Below are 26,094 nucleotides of genomic sequence, written 5' to 3' on the forward strand. Positions count from 1 at the left end.
TAGAGAGTAATTACAATAAAAATTGTGGAGCGCACGGGAGTTAAACCCGTCAGTGCTGATTTAGGAGATCTGACTGGTAAATCTACGCGCCCCGTAAATAAAGCGACGGTATATCCGTCGCTTTAAATATTTAGAAGGTATAATTGTTTTCGATAAGATACTTGATATCTTCTCCTCCTTCATCTATCAATTCTTGCTTTAGTACATTTAATTGATTTTTCATTTCGCAATATCTTCTCAGCCTAGACGAAAAACTCATAACTTCAGAAGCTACTGAGGTTTTTTCCACAGTATTAACTTCATCGGAGTAAATTAAATCATTTGTATTATGGTCTTTATCGTTATTTGAGCCGTAATGTAAGTTGTTTGTCATTTTTAATAAGCTACATTCTTGAATTTCGTGAAATAAAAATCTTCTATTAAATTCCTCAATACAATCTCTAGCGGGTATTAAATTCGTAAAAAAATAGATATATCCAGATTTCCCTTCTGATTCATAGCGACGACGAACCGTTTTATCTCCTATTAATCTACTAAGAGCTGAATGGGTACTTGAAGACTTTTTCATCCCAGACTTTTCAAAAATATCTTTAACAGTTCCTTGACCTATCAAAGCTAAAGCAGTCAAAGCTTTTAATTGATTTTCACTAAGCTTTTCTAAATATGAGGCAGAAATACTACGATCATCTTGCATTCTAAAAACTAGCTCTTCTTCAAAATCATTATTGAGCGTAAAGAAGTGAGCAACAGCACCATTACTTTTCCTTTTTTTTCTATAAGTAATTAAATGTTCTTGCTCTAGTTTGTTTAATCTTCTTCTGACTGCATCTTGAGTTAGGTAAACTGCATTGCTTAATTCTGCGATAGATGCCTCTCCAAGCTCATTTATCTCAGTCAAAAGTTGTATGTTTGTATTATCCAGACTTATAAATGTTTCCATTAGAAAGACTAGAGTCTATATATCTTGGAAGATTTTGAGATGAACTAAAGCTTGAACTACTTTCCTTAAAAATAAATATTTTATCTACGCATACTTTTGAACAAATGTTAACTCCCTTGAACGTTTCGGAGAGGAAAACTTGTCTATCAGTAGAAACGGTCGCTATGATGTTCATATAAATAAATCCTTATTAGTAGGGGTTTAAGTCCCCGTCTTTATAGACAAGGACATTAGAACAAACGCAATAGGGTAATAGAGTTCTGTCTGCTAAACTTGACTCTTTTGCCCAATTTTGCGTATTTAATATAAACGCTAACATAGTCCCTTTAAATTAAGCACAAAAAATACTGTTATCTTTAGTTAAGATTTGTTACCGCTCGATTTTGACGACTTGTCGTAAATAATCTAAAGTCCACTTAGAAGAAAGCTCTTGTTGTTTAAACCATTGCCCAGTGTTTTCTTGAMCCAGCCACTCCTCATCTTCTCGGCGACGACCTTTGACTATACCGTAGGCGCGAGCTAACAGATACCACTCTTCAATTAGATCTTTCCTAGCCTCTGTCTTGCCTATAGCTTCGTTAGGCTTCCACGAATCACGAATCGCTGCTGCAAGCCAAGCTTCAGGACTTCTAATTGAGTTGCTGTCTATCTGTTGTTTTAAAGCATCAATCGCGGATATTACAACACCCTCGCTAGCATTTTCAATTTGTTTGATCAAGGTACTAGAAGGAGTAATCTCTAAACTTTCTAGCTCATGAGTAATTCTTTCGCTAATACTACTAATTGTCCTTAATTGAGTTACTTTTTTCGCTCTTGACTCTGTAGAAATAGGCGAGTACAGCCTATCCTTAAGCTTGGCGTTTTCCGCTTCCAATCGCTCCAACTTTTGCTGCAACTCTTTCTGGTTTAATAGCTGACCGTAAACCGTCTCAAGCTGAGACTTAAGGGCTTTATTTTCGGCTTCAACCTTCTTAGTCTTAGCTTTAACCGTTCTAATAATCGCATCCTTAGAAGTGTCCGAAGGTTTCTGTTTGGATGGGATTTTCTTAGTACTTTCAGTCTGCTCTCGGAGTTGAACGATCCTAGCCTTTACTTCAGCTTCTTTATACAGCCAGCCCCTACTCAATCCCGATGCCTCGGCAACGGAGTTAAAGTTGATCGCTCTTTTCTCTCTAAGTAATTGCTGGATACCCGACTCTAGCTTTTCAAATGACTTCTGCCGCTTTAACTGAGCATTGTTTATCAAACCTGTAGCGTTTCTTCTATGATTCATCTTTCAAGCTCTCGATAATACTTTCTAAATTGGCTTTGACTTTTTTGTTCATCTCGATTTGTCTCTGCCAACCGTTTGCCTTAGCTTTTTCAATGATTTGAATCGTTTTATCGAGTTGCTGCTGATGTTCCGCTAAAAACTCGCTGGTAGTTCTAAAATGAGTACAAGTCAGACAGGCATTGGCGTGGGGACAGCCTTGAGAAATGATGGGTAAAGCACATGAGCCGTTAGGAAGGGCTTGAGCTTGAATAGTTCGTTTTACCCATTGCAGATCGCCCGTTTCAACTTCTGGAGTTTTTTCTTCAACTACTTCTCCAGATATACTGACTACCTTGCCCTGAAACTTAGCTATTTCTTCTTTCATGGTTTCGTCGTGTATGGTGGCGTAAACCGCAGTCATTTGCGGCGATTCATGACCGAGATATCTTTGCACTATATGCTGGGGAACACCATTGTTAATCATTCGCGTTCCTACGGTGTGTCGAAACTGATGGGTTTGAAAGTGCCAAAGATTGCCCGAACTATCGCAAATATTATGTTTCTTAGCTACGCGATTTAGTTGACGAGGTAGGGTTTTTCTTGTCATCACCGTAGGAAAAGGCTTGAAACTTGGTCTTTTGACTCCCTTATTAGAGCAAAACAAGTAATTAAATTCTTCTTGAGTAAAATGTTGGCGGATAAATCTCTGCTGCTCTTGGATTACTCGAACAATTTCCCGTGAGATGGGAATGGTAATTTCTTTTTTCATCTTGAATTGGTAGTATTTCAAGAACCAATCTCCAGCCTTATCTTGAAGTAGGCAGTCAAAACCTAGATTTACAAGCTCCGAGATTCGCATCCCGCACTCGGTTAAAACCAAGATCATTCTGATTACTGGCGGAGCGAATTCATCTAAATGCTCGTTTAGCTGCCTTATTACTTCCTCTGGTATGTAGCGAGGCAAGGATTTTTCTAGCTTGGGGAAGTCTTCGGAGCGAACCAGATACCTGCGGATATCCAACCATTCGTACTAATAAGCAGCCTCTAAAAATACTTTAAGGTCGCTAAGAATTTTGTAACGAGTAGCGGAAGCTAGCCCCTGTGCTTTTAAGTAGATTGTAAAATCTGTAATCACAGAGCGACTTAGGTTTTTTGCTTCGATACCGTAATACTCTAATCTCAGGAATGAGGAGAATTTTCTTAAGGCATATAATCTTTCCTGTACGGATGAGAAGGCAAGGGTACTCAAGCAAACTTTAGTGAACTTTTTAGCTACATCCTTAAGCCATTTTTGACTTATGGAAGTGAAATCCAACTTGTAGCTCGATTTTCCTACTCCTCCTTGAATCCCCAAGGCTCGGCAATCCCAACAGTCTTTGAGGTATTCCAATTTAGGATTGACTAATATCTCCAATTCTTCGGGCTTTGGGGTAAATCTCCTAGTGCAGCTTTTGCAATAGTAAGTTTGATAACCAGAATCGGCTATCCCATCTTTCCTGAAGTTTTTGCTATTACATTTGGGACAGATAATTTCATTAATTAGAATTTGCTTATTTTGGTGTATTGGTTGAGGCTGATTCATCTCTTTTATCTATATATTTGTTGTATTCTCGTTTCATGTCTTCGTTACTGACATGAATGTAGGTATCGATAGTGGTTTGAATGCTGGCGTGTCCCAAGCGTTTTTGGACGTAAGCCATCTCTATACCCTCTCGAATAAGCTCTGTAGCGTGAGTGTGTCTGAGCTTGTGAGGGGTAACGGGTATAGCAATACCTGTTTTCCTTTTAAGGCGCGTAAACAAAGACATTACATTGCTGTAAGTCATAGGCGACCCCAGCTTGCCGTCCCAAAGATTTACAAAGACGTAATCGCTTAAATTGTCACCAAGTAATTCCATGAATTCTTCCTCTAAATATTGAACGTACAAAGCCATCAAGTCCTGAGTAATCGGCACTGCATAAGGAGAAATAGCTTTAGCCCTCGCCCCATTAGCGTTATCATTTCTGGGAACTATGGTGATAGTGTTATCCCAAGACTTGATATCTTCGTGTCTGAGTCCTAAAGCTTGTCCGATTCTGATTCCGCTTTCGTAGAGCAAGCAGAGGAGGAATTTGTCCCTGATGTTGTTACAACTAGCAATGACTGCTGCTATTTGCTCGGCAGTAAGAGTTTTAGGTTGGAGTTTTGGCTGTTTTAGCTTGAGCAGACGAGTTCTAGTAGGCTTGCCTTTAGTAATGTGATGGAGAAAACTTTTGTATTTCTTTCCTGGGATGAATTGGGAGCGATACAAGGGAATTTCCGAAACGTTGCCTGTCTGCTCCTGAAAATCATACATCATACAAACCGAAGTAAGAATAGCGTTAACGGTAGACTCAGTACGTTTAGCTTCTCGTTCATTCAAGGAAATAACGTTCCCCAAGGGGTTTCTCAGCCACATGACAAAATCTGCTAGCTGAGAAATATTTATCTCTTTCCAGTTAACTTTTACTGACTCTAAATACTCCCAATAAAGTTTTAAGTGATAGGCATAGGAGCGAATCGTATTGGGACTGCGTTCTAAATTTCTTAGATAGGTTAAAAACTTTCTAATTGGCTCTACTGGTAGGTAATCATCTCCTAAAACCAGCCAAGTTACTCCATCGCTCTCTGGTATCCGAACTCTTTGAACCTTCACGATTTTTTGTATGATAAATTGAGAGAAGAAAAAGCGGTAAAACCCCACTATAATTACTTCTCTTGCTTGCTATGAACTACAGTTATTATACCAAAACGTATTCAAAAAACAAAAATATAAATACGTTTCAGAGGTAAATAATCGTGAATATTCAGGGATTATTTACTAGGAGGGAAACAATAGAGTTGAGCGGCGCGACCTCAAATCAACTTCAATATCTCGAACGTTCGGGTCTGATCGTTCCTAGCAGGATTACAGAGAACAGGAAAAAGCCCTTAGTTTTTTATACCTGGGAGCAGATACTAGAAATAAGGGCTGTCAGGGATTTAAACGACCGCAATATCTCCTTAGAAACGAGGAGGAGGATAATCGAGTTTTTGGATAATTCTAAGATTGATAACAGGCTAAGAGACAAGCTTTTGGTAGCTGTTGGTGAAGATGTTTTTTGGGTAAATCGAGATTGGTCGGATCTGGGTAAGAAGATGAAGAGAGTTGTTTCAAGTAAATTCGATACTATCCAATTTTCTTTCGTTGTCATTCCTGGGGTACAAGATATTATCGAGCAAGTTTGGGAGGTTGCTGAAAAATCTCAAGTTGTAGATCTTAATGAATTTAAGAGGAGGGCTAAAGCCAAACCTGCTTAGTTATTGTTTCTACTTTGAATACAGTCTATACACTAAATAATTGATGACTAGATCTTGTCTTCTAAGAAGATAGATCTAAAGATCTGTTGTTGTTGTTTACAAAGAAGATATAAGAATAAATGCTGTTGTTAATGCATCTTCGTGGGACCGCCTGGTAGTGGCAAAACTATGTTAGCTAAGCGTTTACCAGGAATTCTACCCAGTCTTTCTTTTCCAGAGGCTTTAGAAGTGTCGCAAATTCATTCGGTAGCGGGGTTACTTAAAGATCGCGGTTCGTTGATTACCGAACGACCTTTCCGCAGTCCCCACCATTCGGCTTCGGGACCTTCGTTAGTTGGCGGGGGTAGCTATCCTCGTCCTGGAGAAATTTCTTTATCCCACAAAGGGATCTTATTTCTTGATGAATTGACAGAGTTCAAACGCAACGTTCTAGAATATCTGCGTCAACCTCTAGAAGATGGCTATGTAACTATTTCTCGTACCAGACAATCGGTTGTTTTTCCCGCAAGGTTTACTTTGCTTGCCAGTACAAATCCCTGTCCCTGCGGTTATTATGGCGATCCGATTCAAAGCTGCACTTGCTCTCCCAGACAGAGAGAGGGCTATTGGGCAAAGTTATCGGGACCGTTGATGGATCGCATCGATTTGCAAGTGGGTGTCAATCGTCTCAAGCCTGAAGAAATGACGGGGCAAACTATGGGTGAGGCTTCTGAGTCTGTTAGAGAGAGAGTTATCGCCGCACGCGATCGCGCTCTGTGCCGCTTTAAAGCCAAGTCAGATCTTAGCTGCAATGCCGAAATGCGATCGCAACACCTACGGGAGTTTTGTCAGCTAGACGATACTAGCCGTAATTTGTTAGAAGGAGCGATCCGCAAGCTGGGTTTATCGGCTAGAGCGATGGATCGAGTTTTAAAGGTATCTCGCACGATTGCCGATTTAGCTGGAGATGCAGATATTAAAAGTCACCATCTAGCCGAAGCGATTCAGTATCGAACTATTGACAGGATGCAGTAGGGGCAATGCATGTCTTGCCTCTACTGCAAACGTCTTTCGGCATCGGCGATCGCCTTATAAGTATTTTGTACTGCTTGTGGTTCGACAGAAATGCTAGTAATGCCCCATTTTACTAATTTAGAAACTAGTTCTGGATAAACAACTGGTGCCTGACCACAAATCGAACAGGGAATATTGTTGGCTTTGGCGGTTTGAATTATTTGGGCGATCGCCAGTTCTACAGCAGGATGACTGGCGTTTAGACCCTGTTGGCTGAAATGAGCCTGTTCGCGGTCGATTCCCAAAAGCAACTGGGTTAGATCGTTAGTACCGATGGCAACTCCCCGCACTCCAGCGCGGACATATTGGGGAAGTAAAAATAAAACCGATGGTACTTCTGCCATTATCCACAGTCGAAACGAACTGTGTTTGTTTAAGCCGATATATTCAACGCGATCGCGACAAAATTCAAATTCTGCTACGCTACGAACAAAAGGTAAGATTAAGTTAAAATTATCGTGCTGCTGAGATACTGTAAGTAAAGCTTCTAATTCTAAATCGAACAAGTTGGGGTCGAATAAATATCTATAGGTTCCCCGACTGCTAACAATCGGATTGATTGCTGTTGGGTTAGCAGACAAGTCGAGAGAACGATAAAAAACGGGACGAGGTGCAAATGCCGAGGCAAACTGTTTTAGCAAAGTAATTAAAGTATCGCGAAACTGCGATCGCTTCGCTCCCTGCTGCCATGCTTCTAGAGGTTCTGATGCTAGCAATTGCGATAACATCAACTCAGAGCGTAATAATCCTACTCCCTCTACAGGTAAATTAACTACCTCATTAATTGCTTCTGGTTGAGAAAGATTGACCATTAATTTGGTAGTAATATTGCCTTCTGGTTTAGAAGTTTTGGCGATCGCTTTACTACTAGAGAAATGCTGTTCTTCTCGGTGCACTTCTCCAATATCGCCATCGAGAAATATTTTCTGTCCCGAAGCAATAATCTTCGTAGCATTTGCAGCAGCAACAATAGCTGGAATTTCTAATTCTCTGGCAACTATTGCCCCATGACTAGTAATTCCCCCTTCTTCAAGAATAATTCCTGCAATGCGCTTAATTATAGATATTTGTTCTGGAGGGACATTTTTAGTAACCAAAATAGAACCTGATGGAATTGCTTCTAGAGCAATAGAATTCAGATCGGCAATTACAGTTGCAGGTGCTTTAATATTTCCTGCCGAAGCAGCCAATCCAATTAACAAAGGTGGATTTGCTACGTTTGACCGATCGCTTGTTTGCTTATCCACAGTCCACAATAATTTATCGTCAAATTTGGAAAAATAAAATTGAGCTTCATTAGCATTTCTACCAGCGTCGGTAATTGGTTGGTTCCACTCCATGTATTTAACTTGTGGTTGATAATGCAAAATAGCCGTTATCGAACGATACAAGCTAGCGATCTCTTTAGCATTTAAAATATCTGTTTCGGCACCAGCTTCATCAGGCATATATGCCTCCAAACAATTTGCAGTTCCATCGCCAGTAAAATTCTTCAAGCGATAAGCATAATTTTTATTGCCTGGCTTTTTAGCAACTATCTTACCCGTAGGATTTAGTTCGTAAGTATCTAGTTGCACTTCGCCCCACAATAAACTCTGGATTAAGCCTTCTGTTGCCCAAATACGAATTAGATCGGAGTCAATTTCTACGGTTCCCGAGGCTCTAGAATCTTTGAGTGGCTGGATCGATACTGCCATACCAACTTTGTCCATCGACAGACCTAACCGACGATAGTAAAATAAACTTTTAGCTGTAAACAATTCTTGCCAGGTTTTTTTTATCGCACTGGCTAAAGCTACGGGATCGAGCCAGCAAGTTTGCGATCGCCAAAATCCAACTATGCTCTGTGTTTCATCTGGAACTATTAAATACGGACTTAGAACTAAAGCCTGTGAATTGAACTTTAGTGCAGCTCTAAAAATTTCTTCTTGCCAAGCTTGGGGAAAGATAGCTGCTGCTATAGCTTGTTCGATTCTTCGAGCGACTGACTGTAAGACTAAATTGTCGTTTGTGTCTGTCTGCCACCAGGAAGTTAATAAACTATCGATCGAATCGGAAAAAACTAGCTTAAAAAATTCTGGCAGTAAATCTTTGTCTAACACAAATCCAGGCAAAATATCGCAATTATTCAGCAATAATTTGTTGACAATAAATAATCGTTCGCCAACCAAAAGTTTATTTGCAGCCTGAATTTGTGAGAGCCAAAAAAGATGTTTCAAGTCAAAATTAATTTACCGTAGACAAAGGTTCTTCGGCTTGTATTTTGCCTAAAAATTCTTCTGTTAATTTAACAAAAGCTTTCGATCCTGACGAGTTTGGCATAGCTACAGATACTGGTGTAAAGAGGTCTACTGCTCTGGCTACATTGACATCCATCGGTATTGATTGTTCGAATAGACGCTCTGGCTGAAAGTCATCTTTTACTCTTTTCATCACCTGTTTGTAATATCTACCCATCAAGCCTCCAGCCGAAAGAATAAAGACAATACCTAACAGGTTTATATTTAAAGCTTGAGGTTGATGATTTTTTTTGAGCTTGGCAATTCTTCTTTCTAATAATTGTATTCCCACTAGAGATAATGGTTCTGGACGAGCGGGTAATATATAATAATTGCTAGCAGCAATACCACTACGAGTTAGCAAATTATATCCAGGCGCACAATCAAAAATAATAAAGTCATAGTCATCAACTACAGGTTCGACAATCTGCCGAATTAAAACTTTCTCAAATTCGTCCCAAACTTTGGCAAATTCTTTATTATCATCTTCTATTGCTCGCTGGTGAAGCATTTCTGAAACCAAGTATTCATCATATAGCTCGATATCACCTGGTAATAATTCTAAACCTTCGATGTTACAAACATTAGTGAGGATAATGTCTTCTACATTTAGTTTGCTCCAGGGGTTAGGAGAAACAACATTATCGAGTAAATAACTCAAGGTACGTCTTTTTTTACGGACTTTGGCAAATTCGTGTGGCGCGATCAAACTTAAAGTAGCACTAATTTGTGAATCTAAATCTAATACCAAAACTCGCTTTCCGTGATGTTTAGCCAAACAGGTAGCTAGATTAACGGTGAGGGTTGTTTTGCCTACGCCTCCCTTCATATTGACAGTGCTAATAATAGTTCCCATGTCTGTTTTCGTTAACAACTCTAGATTTCAAACAGTTCTAGCTAACTTTAACTTACATCTGGAAACAGAATTAGACATATTAGTTTTTTTGAACAAAGACAACCGCGATCGCGCAAGGACAAATCTATACTTGTAGTATTTAGGAAAAATATATTGCGATCGCTCAAGTAAAACTTTTAATCGAGTTAAAAAAACTATAAAATAATCCGATGAATAATCTTCCCCCACTAAACACAGAAACTATCTGGAAAATACTAAACGAAGAAATTGATGATGCTACCGTCAATCAATTAGTTTGGTACTATCTTGGCTATCGTTACGACAAAAATAACCAAAGCTGGAATATTAGCAACGTCGCCGATAGTTGGCAAGAGTATACCGAACCACCAGATTTTATTGCTAACCGTCCACCCACGGTTAAGTTAACTCGTTCTATTCCCAAAGAAAACAAGCAACTATTAAAAGAGAAACTGGGTTTTAAAGGTTATAAAATAGGTGAATTTGGACCGAGACAAACTCGCCGCGCTACTGCTGCCAATTGGCTGTTGAGCTACATGCAGCAGCAAGGTACAACTATAGAAATAGAATAAGGGTTTGTATAAATAAAAGATTAAGCAAGTTTTTCATTCCGAGCTAGACGTTTGGACATCAAATGAACCATTGCAATCTAAATTAGGGATTCGCTATTTTCAGGGAGGGAGCTTTTAATAATCGACTATTAAACATTTTCTTTTTACAAACAGTCTTTAAAAACAAATGATATATTCAAAATCGCCACTTTAGCAATTAAACTAAAGAGCCACCGCAGCTAGAACCTGTTCCTGCAGTACAGCCATAGCAATAGTTAGCAGTTTTAATTTTGTTTATTACATCCAAATTTTCCAACTTTAATAATTTTGCTACGGTTAATTTGTGTTGGTTACTATCTGTCGCGGCAACTTTCTCCATTTGATTGAAATCGCAGTCATAAACATTACCTAAATAATCGATAGACAACTCATTGCGACACATTAAATGGGGTAGAGTTACCCGATTGAAATTATTTTCTAGAAATTTGAGATAAGTATCGTGCAATTCCCGTCTTTGCAGATATTGTTTGGTTCGTCCGATGGGAATATTGGTAATGGTGAATAGATGATTAAATTCAATATCGAACTGTTCGTATAAATATGTCTTATAATCTTTCTCTAGCTGTTGCTGGTTGGGAGTGAGAGTAAAGTTATCATCTATAGGTAAGGTAGGATTATAAACCAGATCGATAATTAGATTAGGGTTTTTACCATAACCAAGCTGGTTCAATTTTTGGATAGCTCGAACCGATTTGTTGTAAACACCTGCACCTCTTTGTTTATCAACATTGGTTTCTAAATAACAGGGAAGCGAAGCTACGACTCTCATTTTATGCCTGGCAAAATATTCGGGCAAGTCTTCATATCCAGGCTCAAAAAAGATCGTTAGATTGGAACGAACTATAACCTCTTTATTCTTAGCTCTCGCAGCTTCAACTAGCGGTTTAAAACCATAATTCATTTCGGGTGCGCCACCAGTTAAATCTACAGTTTCTATTTGGGGGAAGCGATTAATTAATTCTATTAACTGCTGGCAAACTTCAGGTGATAGTTCTTCGGTACGTTTGGGACTTGCTTCTACGTGACAATGGGTACAAGCAAGGTTGCATTTTCTACCCAAATTAATTTGTAAGACGGTAATTTGTTTTTTAAATAATGGCGTTTCTATTTGACGAGCGAAAGGAGTTATTTTAAAGTTTTTTGTTTTAGATTGGGTCATGTTTAGAAATATTTTATCTACGGTTATTTTAATCAATCAAACTCAATTTCTCTTGCTTCTAACTCGTCAGTAATTCGATCGCAATATGAAACGAAAAATAAGAGATGAGCTATGAACAATTTTAAATACACTCCATCTGCTGATGCGGTTTACATAAAAATGCTAGACTCTGAAATTTGCCAATCAGAGGAGATTAAAGATGGGATAATTTACGACTACGACAAAGATGACAATGTCGTAGGAATAGAGATATTGTTTGTCAAGAAAAGAAGTCCAGAAGAACTTGAAGCTTTTGGCTTCAACTTTAGTGAAGAAGATAGAGAGATGTTTAGAAAGTTTGGCGGTGCGTTTGCTTAATCGAGAGTCAAGTAGTCGATCGTCAAAAACCAAAATAAAGCTTGGTTTAGAGTCAAATGAATCATTTTCATACGAGCAAAGCGATAAGCCTACGGACAGGGCATTAGCCCAGATCGTCGTATTCGACGACTAGCAAAGCTTCGCTTTGCGTGCTTCGCTACGCGAATAGATTTTTCAAGCAATGATAACGAAATAGGTTTTGCGTCCGCTCTACCCAATTTACTTGCTTCAAACTGCCTAACAACATTCTCCTGGACTACAGCAGTCACTGTCATTGGTCTGAGTTAGATTGTATTCCGAACCTTTGGTTTCTCTAGCATGACGAATTGCTTTAGTTTTGCAGTTAAATTCTGTTGCTGCTTCTAAGGGAATATTTTCATAGGGAGGAATGCCGATAATATCTTGAGCGTAAGGACTGTTAGCAGCAGTCATAATTTGATAGGTCTTGTCGCAAACCGCCATTCTTTCGCCGCGACAGAATACATGACCGTCATCATCTCGTACCTGTTTCCAAGGTCCTTTATAAACTACCGACTGTTTTCTTTCCCAACAGGCACCTTCTTTGCCTTTATATGCCCGTACGGTCATCGAACGAAATTCTACACCATCGATTACTTGCCAGGGTTCTGTTTCTCGTTTGAGAATTTCTACGCCGTAAAAACCAGCATCTTCAAACATTTTTAAAAAATTATCTTCGCGGAAAGCCCCTGCAATACAGCCACTCCATAGTTCAGGATCGTTAAGAATAGCTGGAGTGGGATCTTCGTCGCAAACGATGTCGGAAATTACTGCCCTACCACCTCGTTTGAGAACGCGCCAAATTTCTGCAAATAGCTGCTGTTTGTCTTGAGGACGAACTAGATTGAGTACGCAGTTAGAAATAACCACATCGATACTATTATCGGCAATAAGCGGTTCTTGTTGTCGCAGGCGATCGCATTCTGCTTCGTATGCTCCTATTTTGTCAACAGAAGTAATGGGATTTTTTTGCAGCCAACCGTGTAACTTGTCTAAATCGAGCTTGAGATCCTGAATTTTACCCTTGACAAAGTTTGTGTTGCTATATCCTAATTTATCCGCCATCTCTCCTCGATATTTTCTTGCCAGAGACAGCATCTTGTCATTAAAATCTACACCGATAATTTTTCCCGATCTGCCGACTTTTTGCGCCAAAATATAGCAATTCTTACCCGCACCAGAACCTAAATCGACTACGGTTTCACCAGTATCGACATAACGAGTCGGATCGCCACAGCCATAGTCTTTGGCAATAATTTCTTCTGGCAGAATTTCTAAATAGTTTCCTTCATACTCAGTAGGACAACACAAGCTTGGTTGCTGCTGTTTAGCACCTGCTTGATATCTTTCTATTACTGTCGATTCAACGTCGTAATCTACAGATAAAGAAGGGCGAACGGTTTCAGTCACAAATAAATGCTCCTTAAGTGTTAAATTCTCGTCATGAAAAACAATTACCAGCGATATCGTGCCGTAATTGACAGATAGATATAAAGTGTAACGCTTGCTATAACAGAATTTCTTTAAAGTAGTTTAATTTTTTCCAGCGACACTTTTTAATTAAATTTAGCTTGAATGATATTTTTCTGAAAAGAGGCTGTAGTTTTATTGAGAAAATCTAGACAGAGAAATACAGCAAGCGGTAAATTAGCCTTCGATCGCCTGTAATTTCCGAGATTTGTTAGATTGAATTAAATAAAGTTTACTAAATTTTTTTATACTTACTATCTATTATGGCTAAAGGTCAAGACACGCTGTGGGAAAAATTTTTGCAACCGCTATTTGGTTTTCTTATCGACCGTCAGGCTTTAAAAAAGTTATCCGATAAAATTGATTGGGAAGCCGGTTGCGATCGCTTTACCGATCCCAATCTAATCTATCCTGAATACTATAGCTCGCAAAACTTTCACGGTGTTGAGGGCGGATATTTGAATTCTGGCGCGGCGGTGACTTACGATCCCGTAACCCGATACGCTCTGCCTCCTAACGAAACCTGGAATCGTCAAGCGGTAATCGATGCAGTTCGGGGTAATCCCCGTCGCATCCTCGATCTGGGCTGTGGCACTGGTTCGACTACCCTAATGTTAAAACAGGCTTTTCCCCAAGCAGAAGTTATTGGTATAGATTTATCACCACACATGCTGGTTATGGCGGAATATAAAGCCAAGCAAACTGGATTGGATGTTCGATGGCTACATGGCAAAGCCGAAGCCACCAGTTTTGAAGATGAGTCATTCGATCTAGTTACGGCTTCGCTGCTATTTCACGAAACGCCAACCGAAATAGCTCAAAACATACTAACTGAGGCTTTTCGTCTGCTAAAATCTGGAGGAGAAGTAATTATTCTTGATGGCAATCAAAAAACTCTCCGTCATACCGAATGGCTGACTGATATTTTTGAAGAACCATATATTGATGTTTACGCTAGTAGTAGCGTCGATGCTTGGTTGGGAGCGGCAAATTTTGCTCGGATTTACACGGAAGATATTTGGTGGACAAATCAACTCAGTTGGGGAATTAAACCTTTAAGTACAAATGTACCTAAGTTAGAGGACGGTCTGGAGGTTAAAATAACAGAAAACTGGGTATTTGCTTAAACAAAAATTAGCTTTTCCAGTGGCTGAGTAATTGAGAAAGTAATGAGTCTGAAAGCGGTTTTATTTGACCTTAGTGGGGTAATCATAAACGATGAAGCAATTCATCAAGAATTAATTGCAGAAATTTTATTAGGCGAAAACTTACGTCCTAGAGACTCGGAGTACAAGCAATTTTGTTTGGGAAGAAGCGATCGCGGTTGTTTGCAAGATATTTTAGCTAGTCGCGGTCGGCTTGTTTCGGAAGAATATATTACTCAGTTAATGGTAACTAAAGCCCAGGCATACGAGCAAAAACTAGAGCAGCTAGAGAATTTACCTTTATATCCTCATGTTGCAGAGTTTTTGACACGGCTACAGGAGCAAAATTTGTCGATCGGCTTGGTAACTGGAGCGTTACGAACTGAAGTAGAATTGGTTTTACAGCGTGCAGAGATCGCGGAATACTTTACGATAATGGTTACAGGAGACGATTTGCAAGTCAGCAAGCCCAAACCAGACGGTTATTTCTTGGCAATAGAATATTTCAACAAACAAAATCCCCAGTTAAATTTGAGTCCTTCAGAATGTTTGGCGATCGAGGACAGCCCCGTAGGAATTGAAGCGGCAAAACAGGCTGGCATTCAAGTTGTAGGTATTGCTAATACTTTTCCCCTGCATATGCTGCAAAGACAGGCTGACTGGACTGTAGATAATCTTTTGGAAATCGAACTAGATCGCGTAGAGAGAATTTTATAGTATTGCCTTCAAATTTAAAATAGTTGCCAATCTTGGGTACTCAATCGTTTGAGGTGTTGGAGGCGTTTGGTGCAATAATAGTCGTCTAGCTTTGACCAGTCGTGAATTGCCGACCAATTAATGTTAATCGCCCACGACCAGATATGAGCGGCTTTAGTTAACGCCTGCAATGAATTTAACTCTGCCTCGCTCAAATCTTGTACCTCTTGATATCCTGAAAAAAAAGCCTCGCGAGTTTTGCGATCGATCCCCACTCGTAGCGAGATTTCGAGAAATTTAGCCAGATCGAAGGCTCGCCAACCATAACCACACTGATCGAAATCAAACAGAGTTGCTCTATCGTCGGCAGTAAAATGAACGTTACCACTATGGGGATCTCCCCAACAAACACTCCAGTAGGGAGCTTCTCTTGGCAAACTATCTAACTGTTGTTCGATTTCGGCGATCGCTTCTTTTAAATATGCCAGATCTTTTGTTCTCTGATGCAGATAGGGAGCAATAATTTCTAAAGAATTGTGTAGTAAATATTTGAGATCGAGTGGATGACGGGGAGCCTGGGTAGCAAATTTTAAACAAGTTTGATGTAATTTACTAAGAGTTCTGCCGAGAATTTCGCTTTGAGTCGGGTTCAAATCTCCCAAAGCAACTTGTCCTGGGGCGTATAAAAATACAGCAGCGTAGCGATCGCCTTCTAAAGCATTTATGGTCACGAACAACTGTCGATCTTTGGTTTTAAAAGGATAGGCTACAGGTAAATGATGCCGATGCAAAAAATCGAGTAGTTCCAATTCAAACTGAATATCGGTTCTCGAACGCCAATGATGATGGGATATTCGCAGTATAAAATCCTGTTTGTCGGTAGTTACCAAATATACATCACTCAAGCCCCGATTCCAAAATCGACACTGCTTTATTTCCCCCAAGTCATACTGAGTTAATACTCCTTTGACTAAACCTTGAGGAGAAAGAGTCGTATAAATGGCTGGAAAGACATTCACAATCGCGATCGCCAGAAAACCTTATATTGAGCTTACGTTAAGAAGATCTTACTGGTTATATTGGCGGTCTTTGGTATATCTAGCTACCAAAAATTTTACCGAGATAATTTTAAAAATGGCGGGAGGCGGATTTGAACCACCGACCTTCGGGTTATGAGCCCGACGAGCTACCAGACTGCTCTATCCCGCGGCACTTTCGCTATTATGACACAATCTAGAGAATAATTGCAAATATATTTAGCAATTACAGCATCGATAATTCTCCAGAGGCTTGTAACCGCTTGTATTTGCCAATTTTCAAAAAGCTTTCGGACAAAATTTCCGAAACCGCAGGACTAATCCAGCCTAATTGTTTGAGCAGATGAATGGCAATCGCATATTTAGCTCGTTTGGCACCATCTTTGACTTTAATTGCCAAACCCATACCCTCTTTAAGATTACCAATACACTGAATTCCTTCTGCTCCCGATTTGCTAACAATATCTCCTTCGCTCAAGCGCATCAGTTCGGTATCAAAACCACCATCACCTTTAATAGCGCGGGGATGATAGATCATTGCCCGCGCAATACGTTTTAAATCCAAATTATTGCCCGCTGCAAGTTGAGCATACAAGTATGCCATTTGCTGCATTTGCATCGAATAAGTAGGCGCACCACAGTCATCTCTCGCACCGATCAACTCATCTCCAGGCATCCCTAACAGTTCCGATACCTGATTTAAAATCAATTTTTGTACGGGATTGCTGCGGTGTAGGTAAGTATCGATCGCCCAGTTACGATGGCGACAAACAGCCAGCATTCCCGCGTGTTTGCCCGAACAATTGTGTTCTAGAGGGCTTTTTTTGCCTTGTGGTACGGGACATTGTAAGGCAGTGGCATCGACATCGGCACGCCAGAGAATATTAAAAGCTTGCCTGGCTTGCTCGGTAGTCCCTTGATGCGAGCTACAAATAATTGCCAAATCTCGCTCGGTCAGATTGTATCTTTTCAGCGTTCCCGTTGTAGTTACGGCAAGTGCCTGAAAGGGTTTTAACGCCGAGCGAATAAAAGTTGAAGTCTGGCAGCTACCTGCAACTAATAAAGGTCGATTGCGATCGTCGCAAACTGTAGCTTCTACGTGGTGAATTGATTCGACAATTCCTTCTCTTAGTAACTGAACTTCAAGCAAGGGTGTATGAGTGCGCTTTCCTATGGTCATTCGATTTTGTTTGAATTATCTAAAAAATTAAGTTATGAAGTGTTTACTTTAAACTCAGCCAGAACAAACCGCTAACTACTGCTAGCGTTACCAATCCCCAAAAAGTTATTCTAATCCGCTGCATAATTGGCTCTATTTGATATGAAACTATCAGTCGATCGCGAGCGATCATGGCATTGGGTTTTAACCAAGTTTGTCCGTCGTACCAGCCAGATTCTTCGTAAAAAATACGGTCTTTTCTCAGACGATTGCGAACATAAGACCAACCTAGATACATTCTGATTGAAATTAGAGCGACTAGCAAAATTGCGCCAAAAATGCTAGAAAAGGCAAACTTTAAGGGATAGCGATAGGGGGTAAAACTAGCTGAAGCGATCGGTGCAGCTATTAACCAACCCCAAAAACCACACCAAGCCAACTTAGAATAGTATTGTTTGAGTTTCAAAGTTGCCCAACAGAAAAACCAAGTATCTTTTAAGGCTTCATATTCGTGAATGGGTTGCTGTTCTTGAGGAACTGGACAAAGATCGACTGTAGATTCCTTCATGGCTATTCTTCTGGCTGTATTCGATCGAACTCTATGCGTTCGGCATGACCCCAAAACGCTTCTAAATTGTAATATTCTCTGGCTTTTGGTAAAAAAATATGGACGATCGCATCGCCATAGTCTTGAACGATCCAATTAGCTTCTGCTCGACCCGAGACTCTAATCGGATCTTGCTGAAATTTTTCTGCCACTCGCTCTTCAATAGCGTCAGAAATTGCTCTTAGCTGGGTTTGAGAAAATCCCGTAACTACAATAAAATAATCAGCGAGATAGGATACATCCGTGACTTTTAACAACACGATATCGGCAGCTTTTTTATCTTCGGCGGCTGCAGCTATTTCCCATGCTAACTGCTGACTATTAGTAGTTGATAAGTTGTTGTTTTGAGTTGCTAGATCGATTAGTCTATCTGATGATGAATTTCTCATTAAAACTTTAGTATTTTAGACTGTGCATTCTGCGTTCGGCGATATAAGGTTCTCAAGCGATCGTCCTTTTAAGTAATGATAGTAAATCGATCGCGATTAATTCTCTATTTTAATGAATGTAACCAATTTTTTAAATTTATCAAAACTCTAACTGAAGCTATGAACGTGTTTGCTCGTTATTTAATTTTAGTTAAATTTGTTTTTCCTTAGCTAAAGCCCAGTTTCGCATTGAAATAGTTCGAGGATGAATGGTTTTGGCGCGATCGAGCAGGTGTTTTATCGAATAGTCGCTACTTTGCCGCACACATTGATAGAGATTTTGGCAAGCTACTTTCCTTAAATTTCGCAACTCTATACTATCACCGCGATTTGGTTCGATGACATCAGCGATATAAACTACACAGCTTAACTCACTCATTTGAGAATTTCCCAAAGTGTGATTGGCTATGGCGGCTAAAATTTCCGAGTCTTCGATCGCAAATTCTTTTCTGGCAACAATTGCCCCAACTTCAGCGTGAAGCAAATGAGGATTGGCGGCACAAATTTCATCGACGCTCATGCCGTCACCTGCTGCCATCTTCAATAGTTTATCTGGAGGAAAAAATTTAGCTAAATCGTGCATTAATCCAGCAGTTGCAGCTTTATCGGTATCGAGATTGTGGCAGCGGGCTAGTTCGATACAAGTTTGCTCTACTCCTAAAATATGCTGTAGGCGACGACTAGAAACATTATTTTTCAACCAGGCAATAACGCGATCGCGCATGAAACTAAAACTCAATTATTTACGCTCGATAGTTGCTTGTTCGTAATATTTTTTTCGCATTACCAGACAGTTACGGCGATTTGGTAAATTTAAGTATTGCAACTCGTCAGTCAGTTTTTTAATAAACTGTAATCCTCTACCACCCTCTTTTTCTAGAGAGTTAACTTCTAGTTCGCTGGCTTTCAATTTGGCATTAAGATCGAAGGGTTTTCCTCGATCCCAAATTCGCATTTCCAAAAAGTTAGGAAAAAATTCTACTTCTAGTTCGATTGGAGTTGTTTCTGGTAGATTATGATGTGCGTGCCGTACTGCGTTAGTAAAAGCTTCGACTAATGCTACTTCACACTGCCAGCCCATTTTTTGAGGAATAGAAGGAAAAACCAAGCTTTCAAACCATTGCAATACTGCTTGCAACTCTTCTAATTTTGTTTTGACCTGTATTTCAAATTGTTGGATTGTTTGACTTGTTTTCATCTACCACAATTATTCAAATCGGTTATTTCTAGATATTTAATTTAGTAGAGATGAAGCAGGAAAAACGTTATAGCTGTAAAATAAAAAACAATAATAATACTACAATTATGTTTGTGGTAAGCTTGAAATTCCAAGCAAAACCTTCACCTCTCCAGGGTAATAAGCCTCGCTTAACGATTAGAATATTAGTTTAAAATTCAGTTTTGTAAAAAGCGACACTAGCTATCTATATAGTAGCTTAAAAAATTGTATACTTTTTAACGTTTGTTATGGGGTTTTTAAAGCTAAACTTAACAAACTAAAATTTATTAAACATCTGTAATTAGCTCTACTTTTTAAACCGCGCCACTGTTTTTGGCAAAGACAATGGCAACTGTTTTAAAAATTAGCTTTATATCGTATCGTAAACTCCAGTTGCGTTGATAGCGCAAATCTAACTCGATTACGTCTTCAAAATTACGCACTTGCGATCTGCCGTTGACTTGCCATTCTCCTGTCATTCCAGGTTTGACATTCAATCTTTGCCACTCTGGCACTTGATAGACTTCTACTTCTTCTGGGGTAGGGGGGCGAGTTCCCACTAAACTCATATCTCCAATGAAAACATTCCAAAACTGAGGTAACTCATCGAGACTAGTGCGTCTTAGAAACCGCCCGACTTTAGTAATTCGAGGATCGTTATCGTTTTTAAAAAAAGCACCGCTAGCCTGATTTTCTATACTTTTTTTTATTTCTTCGGCATTAGCATACATGGAACGAAACTTCCAAATTTTAAATTTTTTCCCCATCCAGCCACAACGAGTTTGACGGAAAAAAATTTTGCCTGGACTATCAAGCTTTATAGCGATCGCTATAGGAACAAAAATTATAGCGGTAAGAATCAAACCAACAATCGAACCGACAAAGTCAATAGCTCTTTTGAGCCAAGAGCGTACCGAAGGATGAGTTTCTGGTCTTTCTCGATTAGTCCATGTGGCAGAAGATTTAATCGTGAGTACCTCTTCCAAGCCTGTCATTGACAATGTTGCCATTACCGCGGGCTGTACCGATTCTAAAACTAACTCTATATCTTTAGTTTTTGCGGTTTTGTAGTTAGCTATTAATGCGCCTATACCGCTACTGTCAATAAATCTAGTTTGACTAAAATCTAAAATTAACTGTCGATCGCTCTGAAGCTTAGTTAAGATTTCGCTTACGGTTTGCTTAAAGTCCACTGCCTCTAACAAGGTTAACCGTTCTGGAAGTTTTATGACAGGAATATCCTGAGTCTCAACAATTGAAAATTCTACCTTAGAAGTTTTATCGGTCATTACTTCATTACTTTTTAACTTGATAATTTATGGCTTCAGCGCGAAGCTCGATAATTAAATAATTGACTGAGAACTATTTTTAACGAGCAATCGAGTTACTTTATATTATTAATTAATAGATGTTTATATGTAACATTTTAAACAATAATTAGAAATATGCGTGTGACCAAAGTACCGATGTGTATATTTAAGCTGTAGTTGAGTTCTTAGAAGCAAGTTCCATAATATATAAATACGGTATTTTTCGGTGATATCAGGTACGCTCGAAAACAGTCAAGCACTAGTTACTAATAGTTTTACCTCTCTTTGTCTAATTTAGATTTGTACATAATTAATATGCAAGCTGTTATAAAAAGTTGGATGTCAACAAACAAAAAGCTGTTAGCTTATGGCTATTGGTCAATCAAACAATTAATCTATATATAGTTTCAACCATTAACCATACTACAGCTTGAGTCTTTTTTAAAGGCGATTATCTCTGCCCATAGGTTCGTTGCGTTCTTTCATTCTTGCTTTAGCTTTAGAGGCACTACGACGTAACGCTTGCAAACGTTCTTCGTATTTTTTTCGCTGGCGACGGCTGGGAGTTTGTTCGATTAAAGTTTTCAAGGCACTGCCGAGGCTTTTGTAAGCATTAGGCAGGGAGTAACCAAAACGAGTTGCCAGAACAACAGCTTTTTCGTCGGCTTCTATGGCTTCGGTCAAGGTTTTTTCGGCATTGTTTTTTTGCCAGAGACGATAGCCAGAAACACCACAGAGAGAAAGTGCGAGTAAAAGCAACAAACCATCTTGCACCCAGAGTTCTCCTACTGCACCACCCAAACCAATGGCTAAAGCCGCCATTTCCCATCCTTCTTTTGGAATGGTATCGTTTTGAACTCTTGCTACTTCATGCCAAAATAATAAATTACGTTGATCGATCGCCAAACTGTCCCATTTTGCTAGATCGATTTGAATTTCAATTTCATCCTTACCAATTTCTTCGCTGCGAATCAAAGGGGGATTGACTTCTGTAGTACCTTCTACAATTACCCAGCTTTGTAGTTCGGGCGGTAATAAAGTTTTTAAACGCCGCAGTTCATTTATTTCTGCTCTAGCTGAAGTTGCATAACTCATATTTTATTTACCAAAATTACTATTTCAAGTCTAAATTTATTAACGTACGTGTTTTTTTTTATCATATCCAAATTTACAGCATTTCTCGGTTGCTAGTAGCACACTTTGGTCTGGTTAGCGATATGAGGTAATAATCTAACAAAGGCAGAGAGCAGAAGAATTTTCAATAAAAGACTTTCAGTCATTTTACTCTGCTCATAGAGTTTTTTCAGGAGATACCCGTTCGGCAAGAGCATAAGGGGCATAGTTTTCTGTCGATACCCGCGCTCTCTGTTCGATGGGCTTCTATAGGCAGGAGAGAGGGCTTTTGCAAGCAAAAATGTAGAGAAGTTATTAATCGTTTCTTCATTTGACATTAATAAATAGACAAAGTGTAAATGTCTAATATTATTTAACGACAAATTTCGTCAGTCTCGATTAAGCGTTGATAAACTTAGTGGAAGTTTAAAACTTGGAACGATTTTTTATTATGTTTAAACAGATCTACAATCGTTTGACATCTATAGTTTTGTTTGGCTTGGGTATTTTATTTAGCTGGGCTTATAGCTGTTTGCTAGCACATGAGGCTGCTTGGTCTACTTCTTCTCTGGTAATAGGTCAAGCTACCGACGCAGTAGAATCAATTGCAGGAGTGTCTCAAGTAAACTGGTTCCAAGCAATTGTTTTGGGCTTCGTACAGGGAGCGACCGAATTTATTCCTATTAGCAGCACGGCACACCTTAAAGCCGTACCAATATTTTTGGGTTGGGGCGATCCTGGAGTTGCTTTTGCAGCCACAATTCAATTAGGAAGCATTGCCGCGGTGTTGTGGTATTTTTGGCAAGATTTAGTTCAAATTACCAAAGGTATGTTAGAAGCGATCGCTAAATCTAATTACCAATCGCAAAATTTTTGGCTGGCGGTAGGCATTGCTGTAGGAACGATTCCCATAATTATTTTAGGTCTAGGTATTAAGATATTCGTTCCTAATTTTGATAATTCTCCCCTACGGAGCATGGCAGCGATCGCTATTGCTTCAATTGTCATGGCTTTATTGTTGGCTTTAGCCGAATCTATAGGCAATCAAAAGCGTAATTTTAAGGATTTGACGGCAAAAGATGGAATCATTATAGGTTTAGCACAGGCTTTAGCAATAATACCAGGTGTTTCTCGTTCTGGTTCTACTATAACCGCAGGGTTATTTACCAATTTAGATCGGGCAACGGCAGCACGTTTTTCTTTTTTATTGGGTATTCCTGCTATTACTCTTGCGGGATTGGTAGAGTTAAAAGGATTGCTAGAAACTGGGGTAGGAGGTTCGGGATTATTACCTTTAATTTTGGGATTAATTTCTTCGGCAGTATTTTCCTATCTGGCGATCGCCTGGCTGATAAAATTCTTACAGCGCAGAAGCACTTGGGCATTTGTTTGGTATAGATTGGGCTTCGGGATATTTATTTTAATTGGTTTGGGTTTGGGTTGGCTGTAGAAAAAAGTAAAAAGTAGGAAGAGACAAGGCATGCCTTGTCTGTACTTGTTGAAATTTGTATCAAACGAATTAGCTAGAATATGAATTTATGCATTAAGTAATTTTGTAAGTGCGATCGCTAAAACCATGAGCCAAGCTTCGATTCAACCAGCTAAAATAACCAGGGTTTTACCAGATTCGATTGCCGCTGAAATTGGCTTTGAACCAGGAGATGCGATCGTTGCCATCAATCATACTCGCCCCCGCGACCTAATCGATTATCGTTTTCTCTGTAGCGACGAATATTTAGAATTAGAAGTCTTAGACGAGTCGGGCAAAACTCATTTAGTAGAAATCGAAAAAGATTACGATGACGATCTCGGATTGGAATTTACCACCGCATTGTTTGATGGATTGATACAGTGTAATAATCGCTGTCCTTTCTGTTTTATCGACCAACAGCCACCAGGTAAACGAGAGAGCCTTTACTATAAAGACGATGATTATCGCCTGAGTTTTCTTTACGGTAGCTATCTTACTTTGACTAATCTGACAGAGGCAGAGTGGCGCAGGATCGAACAGCTACGTCTATCTCCCCTGTATGTCTCCGTACACGCCACCGAACCAGAGGTTAGAATTCGTCTGTTAAAAAATTCTCGTGCGGGACAAATTATGTCTCAGCTGCAGTGGTTTCAAGAGAGACGCTTGCAGATTCACGCTCAGGTAGTAGTTTGTCCTGGGATTAACGGTGGGATACATTTAGAGAGAACCTTACTCGATTTAGCTTCTTTTCATCGGGGAGACATTCCTGCTGTGGCTTCGGTGGCTGTAGTGCCTGTAGGTTTGACTCGTTTTCGTCCTTCAGAAGATGAATTGATACCTGTAAGTCAAGAAAAAGCTCTCGAAGTAATCGAGCTAGTTCGACAACTGCAAGCAAAGTTTCGCCAACAGTTTAGCAGCAATGTAGTTTGGTTGGCAGATGAATGGTTTTTGATTGCTAGAGAAGATATTCCTTCAGAATCTCATTACGAAGATTATCCTCAAATTGGTAACGGTGTGGGTTCGATTCGTTTGTTTGTCAAAGAGTTTTTGACAACAGCTAACCAAATGTTACCAGCTAAGCTCGATAAACCCCGTTGCTTAACCTGGGTGGTAGGTAACGCGGTAGAAAGAGCCTTTCTACCTCTAGTAGAACGATTGAATAGTGTTGTAGGATTACAAGTCAATCTAGTAGCGTTGCGGAGTGAATACTGGGGACAGGAAATAACGGTAACGGGTTTGTTGACAGGACAAGATTTACTTGCAGGTTTGTCGGATAAAAATTTAGGTGATGGGGTTTTATTGCCTGCTTTGATGCTCAAACATGACGATACCAAGTTTTTGGACGATTTGACCGTAACTGAGATTGGCGATCGCCTGGGTGTAAATATATTTCCTGTTAGTGGCGTTAGAGAGTTAATCGAGCGGTGTATTGTTTGAGTCAAGCTTTAATTTTATACGGCAACGCAAAAAGCCAAGGTTTTCAATTTTTCATCGGTTCTACACAAATAATTAACATTTTTGAAGTTTTTTTGAATCCGTTTTGACTTTTTCTACGTACTAAAAGAAGAAAGTCAAGAAAAAATGACTTTGATTGGAGAGAGAACGCATTTTGCGCCTGTCTCTAGTTAAGTCAAGTTGACGATTCACTTAAAAGCAAAAACAAAATTCAAAACTAATGCTGAAATTTACTTCAAATCTGACAACTCTCAATGAAGAATTTGGTTCGGATGCCTCGGGTAAAGCTACAGTAACTCTCGATGCACCCAATACAAATACTCGTACAGTACGAGTTGAGATCGACGCTGAGGGACTGGAAGATTTGACCGATATCGGTGGAGTTCACGTCGCCCACATTCACGGGCAATTTAAAGGTAACGCCAGCAGCCCTTTTCTCAAGCAGGGTGACGGAGCGTTTTTTGACGGCAACGGCGGCAAAGCAGTTAACTCAATTTTGCCCACTCTCGCCGATAGCGACATCGATGGTGACGGTTTTATTAATTTTTTAGAAGGTCGTCCTAACTATGGTCCTGTGGTACTCAATCTAACTTCCGAGCAGATTGAAGCAGCACCCGATGGCACACCTCCACTGATTCAGTTTCTTAATCTAGCAGGTGCTGGAGAGATCGATCCAGCCCAGGTATTTCCTTCTGGTACTGAGTTCAATCTCGATACAACTTATGAATTCGACCTTAACGATCCAGATGAACTTCGTCAATACAACAATTTGACTCCCTTGAATCTGCGAGAAATTGTCCTGCATGGTTTGACAATTCCCTTAGAAACTTCACAGGCGATTGATGAAACGGCTATGGGTACTGCTCCTGCTGGTATAGATTTAGGCAATGGAGAAGCATTTCGCATTACTGCACCAGTAGCAGCAGGAACTATTAAACCTATGGGACTTACGCCAATAGGCACCGAATTTATTTCCCTAACCGACAATAACTTGTTATTGTCTTTCGATCCAAGTAAACCAATGGAGACAGACTCGGTTGCTGTTAAAGGAGTAGAAGGATTCTTGCTCGGTATTGATGTGCGTCCTGCCGATGGTTTAATCTACGGTATCACTACGGCTAA

At 39.7% G+C, this 26,094-nt stretch carries 24 protein-coding genes, 1 tRNA gene and 2 pseudogenes; 9 read left to right on the forward strand and 18 right to left on the reverse strand.

The features are described from left to right. Nucleotides 1-130: 130 nt before the first annotated feature. From KV40_RS03340 to KV40_RS03355, 5 genes are all read right to left on the reverse strand, one after another. Complete coding sequence (locus KV40_RS03340; protein WP_036477995.1) at nucleotides 131-940, reverse strand: AsnC family transcriptional regulator; 810 nt, start codon at nucleotides 938-940, stop codon at nucleotides 131-133. A 370-nt stretch (nucleotides 941-1,310) separates the two neighbouring features. After that, nucleotides 1,311-2,213, reverse strand: coding sequence for a DUF6262 family protein (locus KV40_RS31770; protein ID WP_052055311.1), 903 nt, complete (start codon nucleotides 2,211-2,213; stop codon nucleotides 1,311-1,313). Continuing rightward, the gene (locus KV40_RS36005; protein WP_216595508.1) at nucleotides 2,203-3,213 is read right to left on the reverse strand and encodes a tyrosine-type recombinase/integrase; all 1,011 of its coding nucleotides are present in this window, start codon (nucleotides 3,211-3,213) and stop codon (nucleotides 2,203-2,205) included. The genes KV40_RS31770 and KV40_RS36005 overlap by 11 nt, the downstream gene beginning before the upstream one ends. Nucleotides 3,214-3,222: 9 nt before the next feature. Then, a complete protein-coding gene (locus KV40_RS36010) occupies nucleotides 3,223-3,774 on the reverse strand; it encodes a phage integrase SAM-like domain-containing protein (protein ID WP_052055313.1) in 552 nt (183 codons plus the stop codon). After that, the gene (locus tag KV40_RS03355; RefSeq protein ID WP_036478140.1) at nucleotides 3,743-4,867 is read right to left on the reverse strand and encodes a tyrosine-type recombinase/integrase; all 1,125 of its coding nucleotides are present in this window, start codon (nucleotides 4,865-4,867) and stop codon (nucleotides 3,743-3,745) included. The genes KV40_RS36010 and KV40_RS03355 overlap by 32 nt, the downstream gene beginning before the upstream one ends. A gap of 143 nt (nucleotides 4,868-5,010) precedes the next feature. On the opposite strand from KV40_RS03355, the gene KV40_RS03360 reads away from it, so the two are divergent. After that, nucleotides 5,011-5,511, forward strand: a complete 501-nt coding sequence (locus KV40_RS03360; protein WP_036477997.1) for a MerR family transcriptional regulator — start codon at nucleotides 5,011-5,013, stop codon at nucleotides 5,509-5,511. Nucleotides 5,512-5,646: 135 nt separating this feature from the next. Next, a pseudogene (locus KV40_RS03365) lies at nucleotides 5,647-6,525 on the forward strand (YifB family Mg chelatase-like AAA ATPase); the annotation flags it as partial. A gap of 20 nt (nucleotides 6,526-6,545) precedes the next feature. Here the strand turns inward: KV40_RS03365 and KV40_RS03370 are convergent. Further along, on the reverse strand, nucleotides 6,546-8,783 hold the full coding sequence (locus KV40_RS03370; protein WP_036477998.1) for a putative PEP-binding protein: 2,238 nt from the start codon (nucleotides 8,781-8,783) through the stop codon (nucleotides 6,546-6,548). A gap of 7 nt (nucleotides 8,784-8,790) precedes the next feature. Continuing rightward, nucleotides 8,791-9,699 (reverse strand): ParA family protein, encoded by a 909-nt coding sequence (locus KV40_RS03375; protein ID WP_036478000.1) that lies wholly within the window; start codon nucleotides 9,697-9,699, stop codon nucleotides 8,791-8,793. A 209-nt stretch (nucleotides 9,700-9,908) separates the two neighbouring features. Between KV40_RS03375 and KV40_RS03380 the strand changes: the two genes are divergently transcribed. Beyond that, nucleotides 9,909-10,289 carry a DUF1823 family protein gene (locus tag KV40_RS03380; protein ID WP_036478003.1) on the forward strand — a complete coding sequence of 127 codons (381 nt, stop codon included), beginning with the start codon at nucleotides 9,909-9,911 and terminating at the stop codon, nucleotides 10,287-10,289. 196 nt (nucleotides 10,290-10,485) lie between these two features. Here KV40_RS03380 and arsS read toward each other — a convergent pair whose 3' ends face one another. Continuing rightward, the gene (gene arsS / locus KV40_RS03385) at nucleotides 10,486-11,487 is read right to left on the reverse strand and encodes an arsenosugar biosynthesis radical SAM (seleno)protein ArsS (RefSeq protein ID WP_036478005.1); all 1,002 of its coding nucleotides are present in this window, start codon (nucleotides 11,485-11,487) and stop codon (nucleotides 10,486-10,488) included. Between the two features lie 111 nt (nucleotides 11,488-11,598). Between arsS and KV40_RS03390 the strand changes: the two genes are divergently transcribed. Beyond that, the gene (locus KV40_RS03390; protein WP_036478007.1) at nucleotides 11,599-11,844 is read left to right on the forward strand and encodes a DUF2283 domain-containing protein; all 246 of its coding nucleotides are present in this window, start codon (nucleotides 11,599-11,601) and stop codon (nucleotides 11,842-11,844) included. A 237-nt stretch (nucleotides 11,845-12,081) separates the two neighbouring features. On the opposite strand, the gene KV40_RS03395 is transcribed toward KV40_RS03390, so the two are convergent. Beyond that, complete coding sequence (locus tag KV40_RS03395; RefSeq protein ID WP_036478009.1) at nucleotides 12,082-13,272, reverse strand: methyltransferase domain-containing protein; 1,191 nt, start codon at nucleotides 13,270-13,272, stop codon at nucleotides 12,082-12,084. Nucleotides 13,273-13,595: 323 nt separating this feature from the next. Here KV40_RS03395 and KV40_RS03400 point away from each other — a divergent pair, with 323 nt between their 5' ends. Continuing rightward, nucleotides 13,596-14,459 (forward strand): class I SAM-dependent methyltransferase, encoded by an 864-nt coding sequence (locus KV40_RS03400; protein ID WP_036478011.1) that lies wholly within the window; start codon nucleotides 13,596-13,598, stop codon nucleotides 14,457-14,459. Nucleotides 14,460-14,501: 42 nt separating this feature from the next. Further along, the gene (locus KV40_RS03405) at nucleotides 14,502-15,194 is read left to right on the forward strand and encodes an HAD family phosphatase (RefSeq protein WP_036478012.1); all 693 of its coding nucleotides are present in this window, start codon (nucleotides 14,502-14,504) and stop codon (nucleotides 15,192-15,194) included. Nucleotides 15,195-15,208: 14 nt separating this feature from the next. Here the strand turns inward: KV40_RS03405 and KV40_RS03410 are convergent, their stop codons facing one another. The 9 genes from KV40_RS03410 to KV40_RS03450 form a co-directional block, all read right to left on the reverse strand. Continuing rightward, nucleotides 15,209-16,192 (reverse strand): homoserine kinase, encoded by a 984-nt coding sequence (locus KV40_RS03410; protein WP_253274154.1) that lies wholly within the window; start codon nucleotides 16,190-16,192, stop codon nucleotides 15,209-15,211. A gap of 116 nt (nucleotides 16,193-16,308) precedes the next feature. After that, nucleotides 16,309-16,382, reverse strand: a tRNA-Met gene (locus KV40_RS03415). A gap of 54 nt (nucleotides 16,383-16,436) precedes the next feature. Further along, complete coding sequence (locus tag KV40_RS03420; RefSeq protein WP_036478015.1) at nucleotides 16,437-17,390, reverse strand: asparaginase; 954 nt, start codon at nucleotides 17,388-17,390, stop codon at nucleotides 16,437-16,439. Nucleotides 17,391-17,433: 43 nt separating this feature from the next. Further along, nucleotides 17,434-17,937, reverse strand: a complete 504-nt coding sequence (locus KV40_RS03425) for a CGLD27 family protein (RefSeq protein WP_036478016.1) — start codon at nucleotides 17,935-17,937, stop codon at nucleotides 17,434-17,436. A gap of 2 nt (nucleotides 17,938-17,939) precedes the next feature. Beyond that, nucleotides 17,940-18,365, reverse strand: a complete 426-nt coding sequence (gene rsfS / locus KV40_RS03430) for a ribosome silencing factor (RefSeq protein ID WP_036478018.1) — start codon at nucleotides 18,363-18,365, stop codon at nucleotides 17,940-17,942. A 190-nt stretch (nucleotides 18,366-18,555) separates the two neighbouring features. Next, on the reverse strand, nucleotides 18,556-19,128 hold the full coding sequence (gene yqeK / locus KV40_RS03435) for a bis(5'-nucleosyl)-tetraphosphatase (symmetrical) YqeK (protein ID WP_036478020.1): 573 nt from the start codon (nucleotides 19,126-19,128) through the stop codon (nucleotides 18,556-18,558). 15 nt (nucleotides 19,129-19,143) lie between these two features. Further along, entirely contained in the window at nucleotides 19,144-19,602 is a 459-nt protein-coding gene (locus KV40_RS03440; RefSeq protein WP_036478021.1) for an ATP-binding protein, read from the reverse strand. 335 nt (nucleotides 19,603-19,937) lie between these two features. Next, nucleotides 19,938-20,912 carry an exopolysaccharide biosynthesis polyprenyl glycosylphosphotransferase gene (locus tag KV40_RS03445; protein ID WP_036478023.1) on the reverse strand — a complete coding sequence of 325 codons (975 nt, stop codon included), beginning with the start codon at nucleotides 20,910-20,912 and terminating at the stop codon, nucleotides 19,938-19,940. Nucleotides 20,913-21,374: 462 nt separating this feature from the next. Next, entirely contained in the window at nucleotides 21,375-22,028 is a 654-nt protein-coding gene (locus KV40_RS03450) for a DUF3318 domain-containing protein (RefSeq protein WP_036478024.1), read from the reverse strand. A gap of 469 nt (nucleotides 22,029-22,497) precedes the next feature. On the opposite strand from KV40_RS03450, the gene KV40_RS03455 reads away from it, so the two are divergent. From KV40_RS03455 to KV40_RS36015, 3 genes and pseudogenes are all read left to right on the forward strand, one after another. Next, nucleotides 22,498-23,496: an undecaprenyl-diphosphate phosphatase gene (locus tag KV40_RS03455; protein ID WP_036478026.1), complete on the forward strand. Its 999-nt coding sequence runs from the start codon at nucleotides 22,498-22,500 to the stop codon at nucleotides 23,494-23,496. A gap of 126 nt (nucleotides 23,497-23,622) precedes the next feature. Continuing rightward, on the forward strand, nucleotides 23,623-24,954 hold the full coding sequence (locus KV40_RS03460) for a TIGR03279 family radical SAM protein (RefSeq protein WP_036478027.1): 1,332 nt from the start codon (nucleotides 23,623-23,625) through the stop codon (nucleotides 24,952-24,954). Nucleotides 24,955-25,192: 238 nt separating this feature from the next. After that, nucleotides 25,193-26,094: pseudogene (locus KV40_RS36015) on the forward strand (hypothetical protein); the annotation flags it as partial.

Source organism: Myxosarcina sp. GI1, assembly GCF_000756305.1.
GTDB lineage: Bacteria > Cyanobacteriota > Cyanobacteriia > Cyanobacteriales > Xenococcaceae > Myxosarcina.

Excerpts from the sequence above, each read along its gene's own strand:
- KV40_RS03340 (WP_036477995.1), bottom strand. The coding sequence starts at position 940 with ATGGAAACATTTATAAGTCTGGATAATACAAACATACAACTTTTGACT.
- KV40_RS36010 (WP_052055313.1), bottom strand. The coding sequence starts at position 3,774 with ATGAATCAGCCTCAACCAATACACCAAAATAAGCAAATTCTAATTAAT.
- KV40_RS03375 (WP_036478000.1), bottom strand. The coding sequence starts at position 9,699 with ATGGGAACTATTATTAGCACTGTCAATATGAAGGGAGGCGTAGGCAAA.
- KV40_RS03380 (WP_036478003.1), top strand. The coding sequence starts at position 9,909 with ATGAATAATCTTCCCCCACTAAACACAGAAACTATCTGGAAAATACTA.
- arsS (WP_036478005.1), bottom strand. The coding sequence starts at position 11,487 with ATGACCCAATCTAAAACAAAAAACTTTAAAATAACTCCTTTCGCTCGT.
- KV40_RS03390 (WP_036478007.1), top strand. The coding sequence starts at position 11,599 with ATGAACAATTTTAAATACACTCCATCTGCTGATGCGGTTTACATAAAA.
- KV40_RS03400 (WP_036478011.1), top strand. The coding sequence starts at position 13,596 with ATGGCTAAAGGTCAAGACACGCTGTGGGAAAAATTTTTGCAACCGCTA.
- KV40_RS03405 (WP_036478012.1), top strand. The coding sequence starts at position 14,502 with ATGAGTCTGAAAGCGGTTTTATTTGACCTTAGTGGGGTAATCATAAAC.
- KV40_RS03420 (WP_036478015.1), bottom strand. The coding sequence starts at position 17,390 with ATGACCATAGGAAAGCGCACTCATACACCCTTGCTTGAAGTTCAGTTA.
- KV40_RS03425 (WP_036478016.1), bottom strand. The coding sequence starts at position 17,937 with ATGAAGGAATCTACAGTCGATCTTTGTCCAGTTCCTCAAGAACAGCAA.
- rsfS (WP_036478018.1), bottom strand. The coding sequence starts at position 18,365 with ATGAGAAATTCATCATCAGATAGACTAATCGATCTAGCAACTCAAAAC.
- yqeK (WP_036478020.1), bottom strand. The coding sequence starts at position 19,128 with ATGCGCGATCGCGTTATTGCCTGGTTGAAAAATAATGTTTCTAGTCGT.
- KV40_RS03440 (WP_036478021.1), bottom strand. The coding sequence starts at position 19,602 with ATGAAAACAAGTCAAACAATCCAACAATTTGAAATACAGGTCAAAACA.
- KV40_RS03445 (WP_036478023.1), bottom strand. The coding sequence starts at position 20,912 with ATGACCGATAAAACTTCTAAGGTAGAATTTTCAATTGTTGAGACTCAG.
- KV40_RS03450 (WP_036478024.1), bottom strand. The coding sequence starts at position 22,028 with ATGAGTTATGCAACTTCAGCTAGAGCAGAAATAAATGAACTGCGGCGT.
- KV40_RS03455 (WP_036478026.1), top strand. The coding sequence starts at position 22,498 with ATGTTTAAACAGATCTACAATCGTTTGACATCTATAGTTTTGTTTGGC.
- KV40_RS03460 (WP_036478027.1), top strand. The coding sequence starts at position 23,623 with ATGAGCCAAGCTTCGATTCAACCAGCTAAAATAACCAGGGTTTTACCA.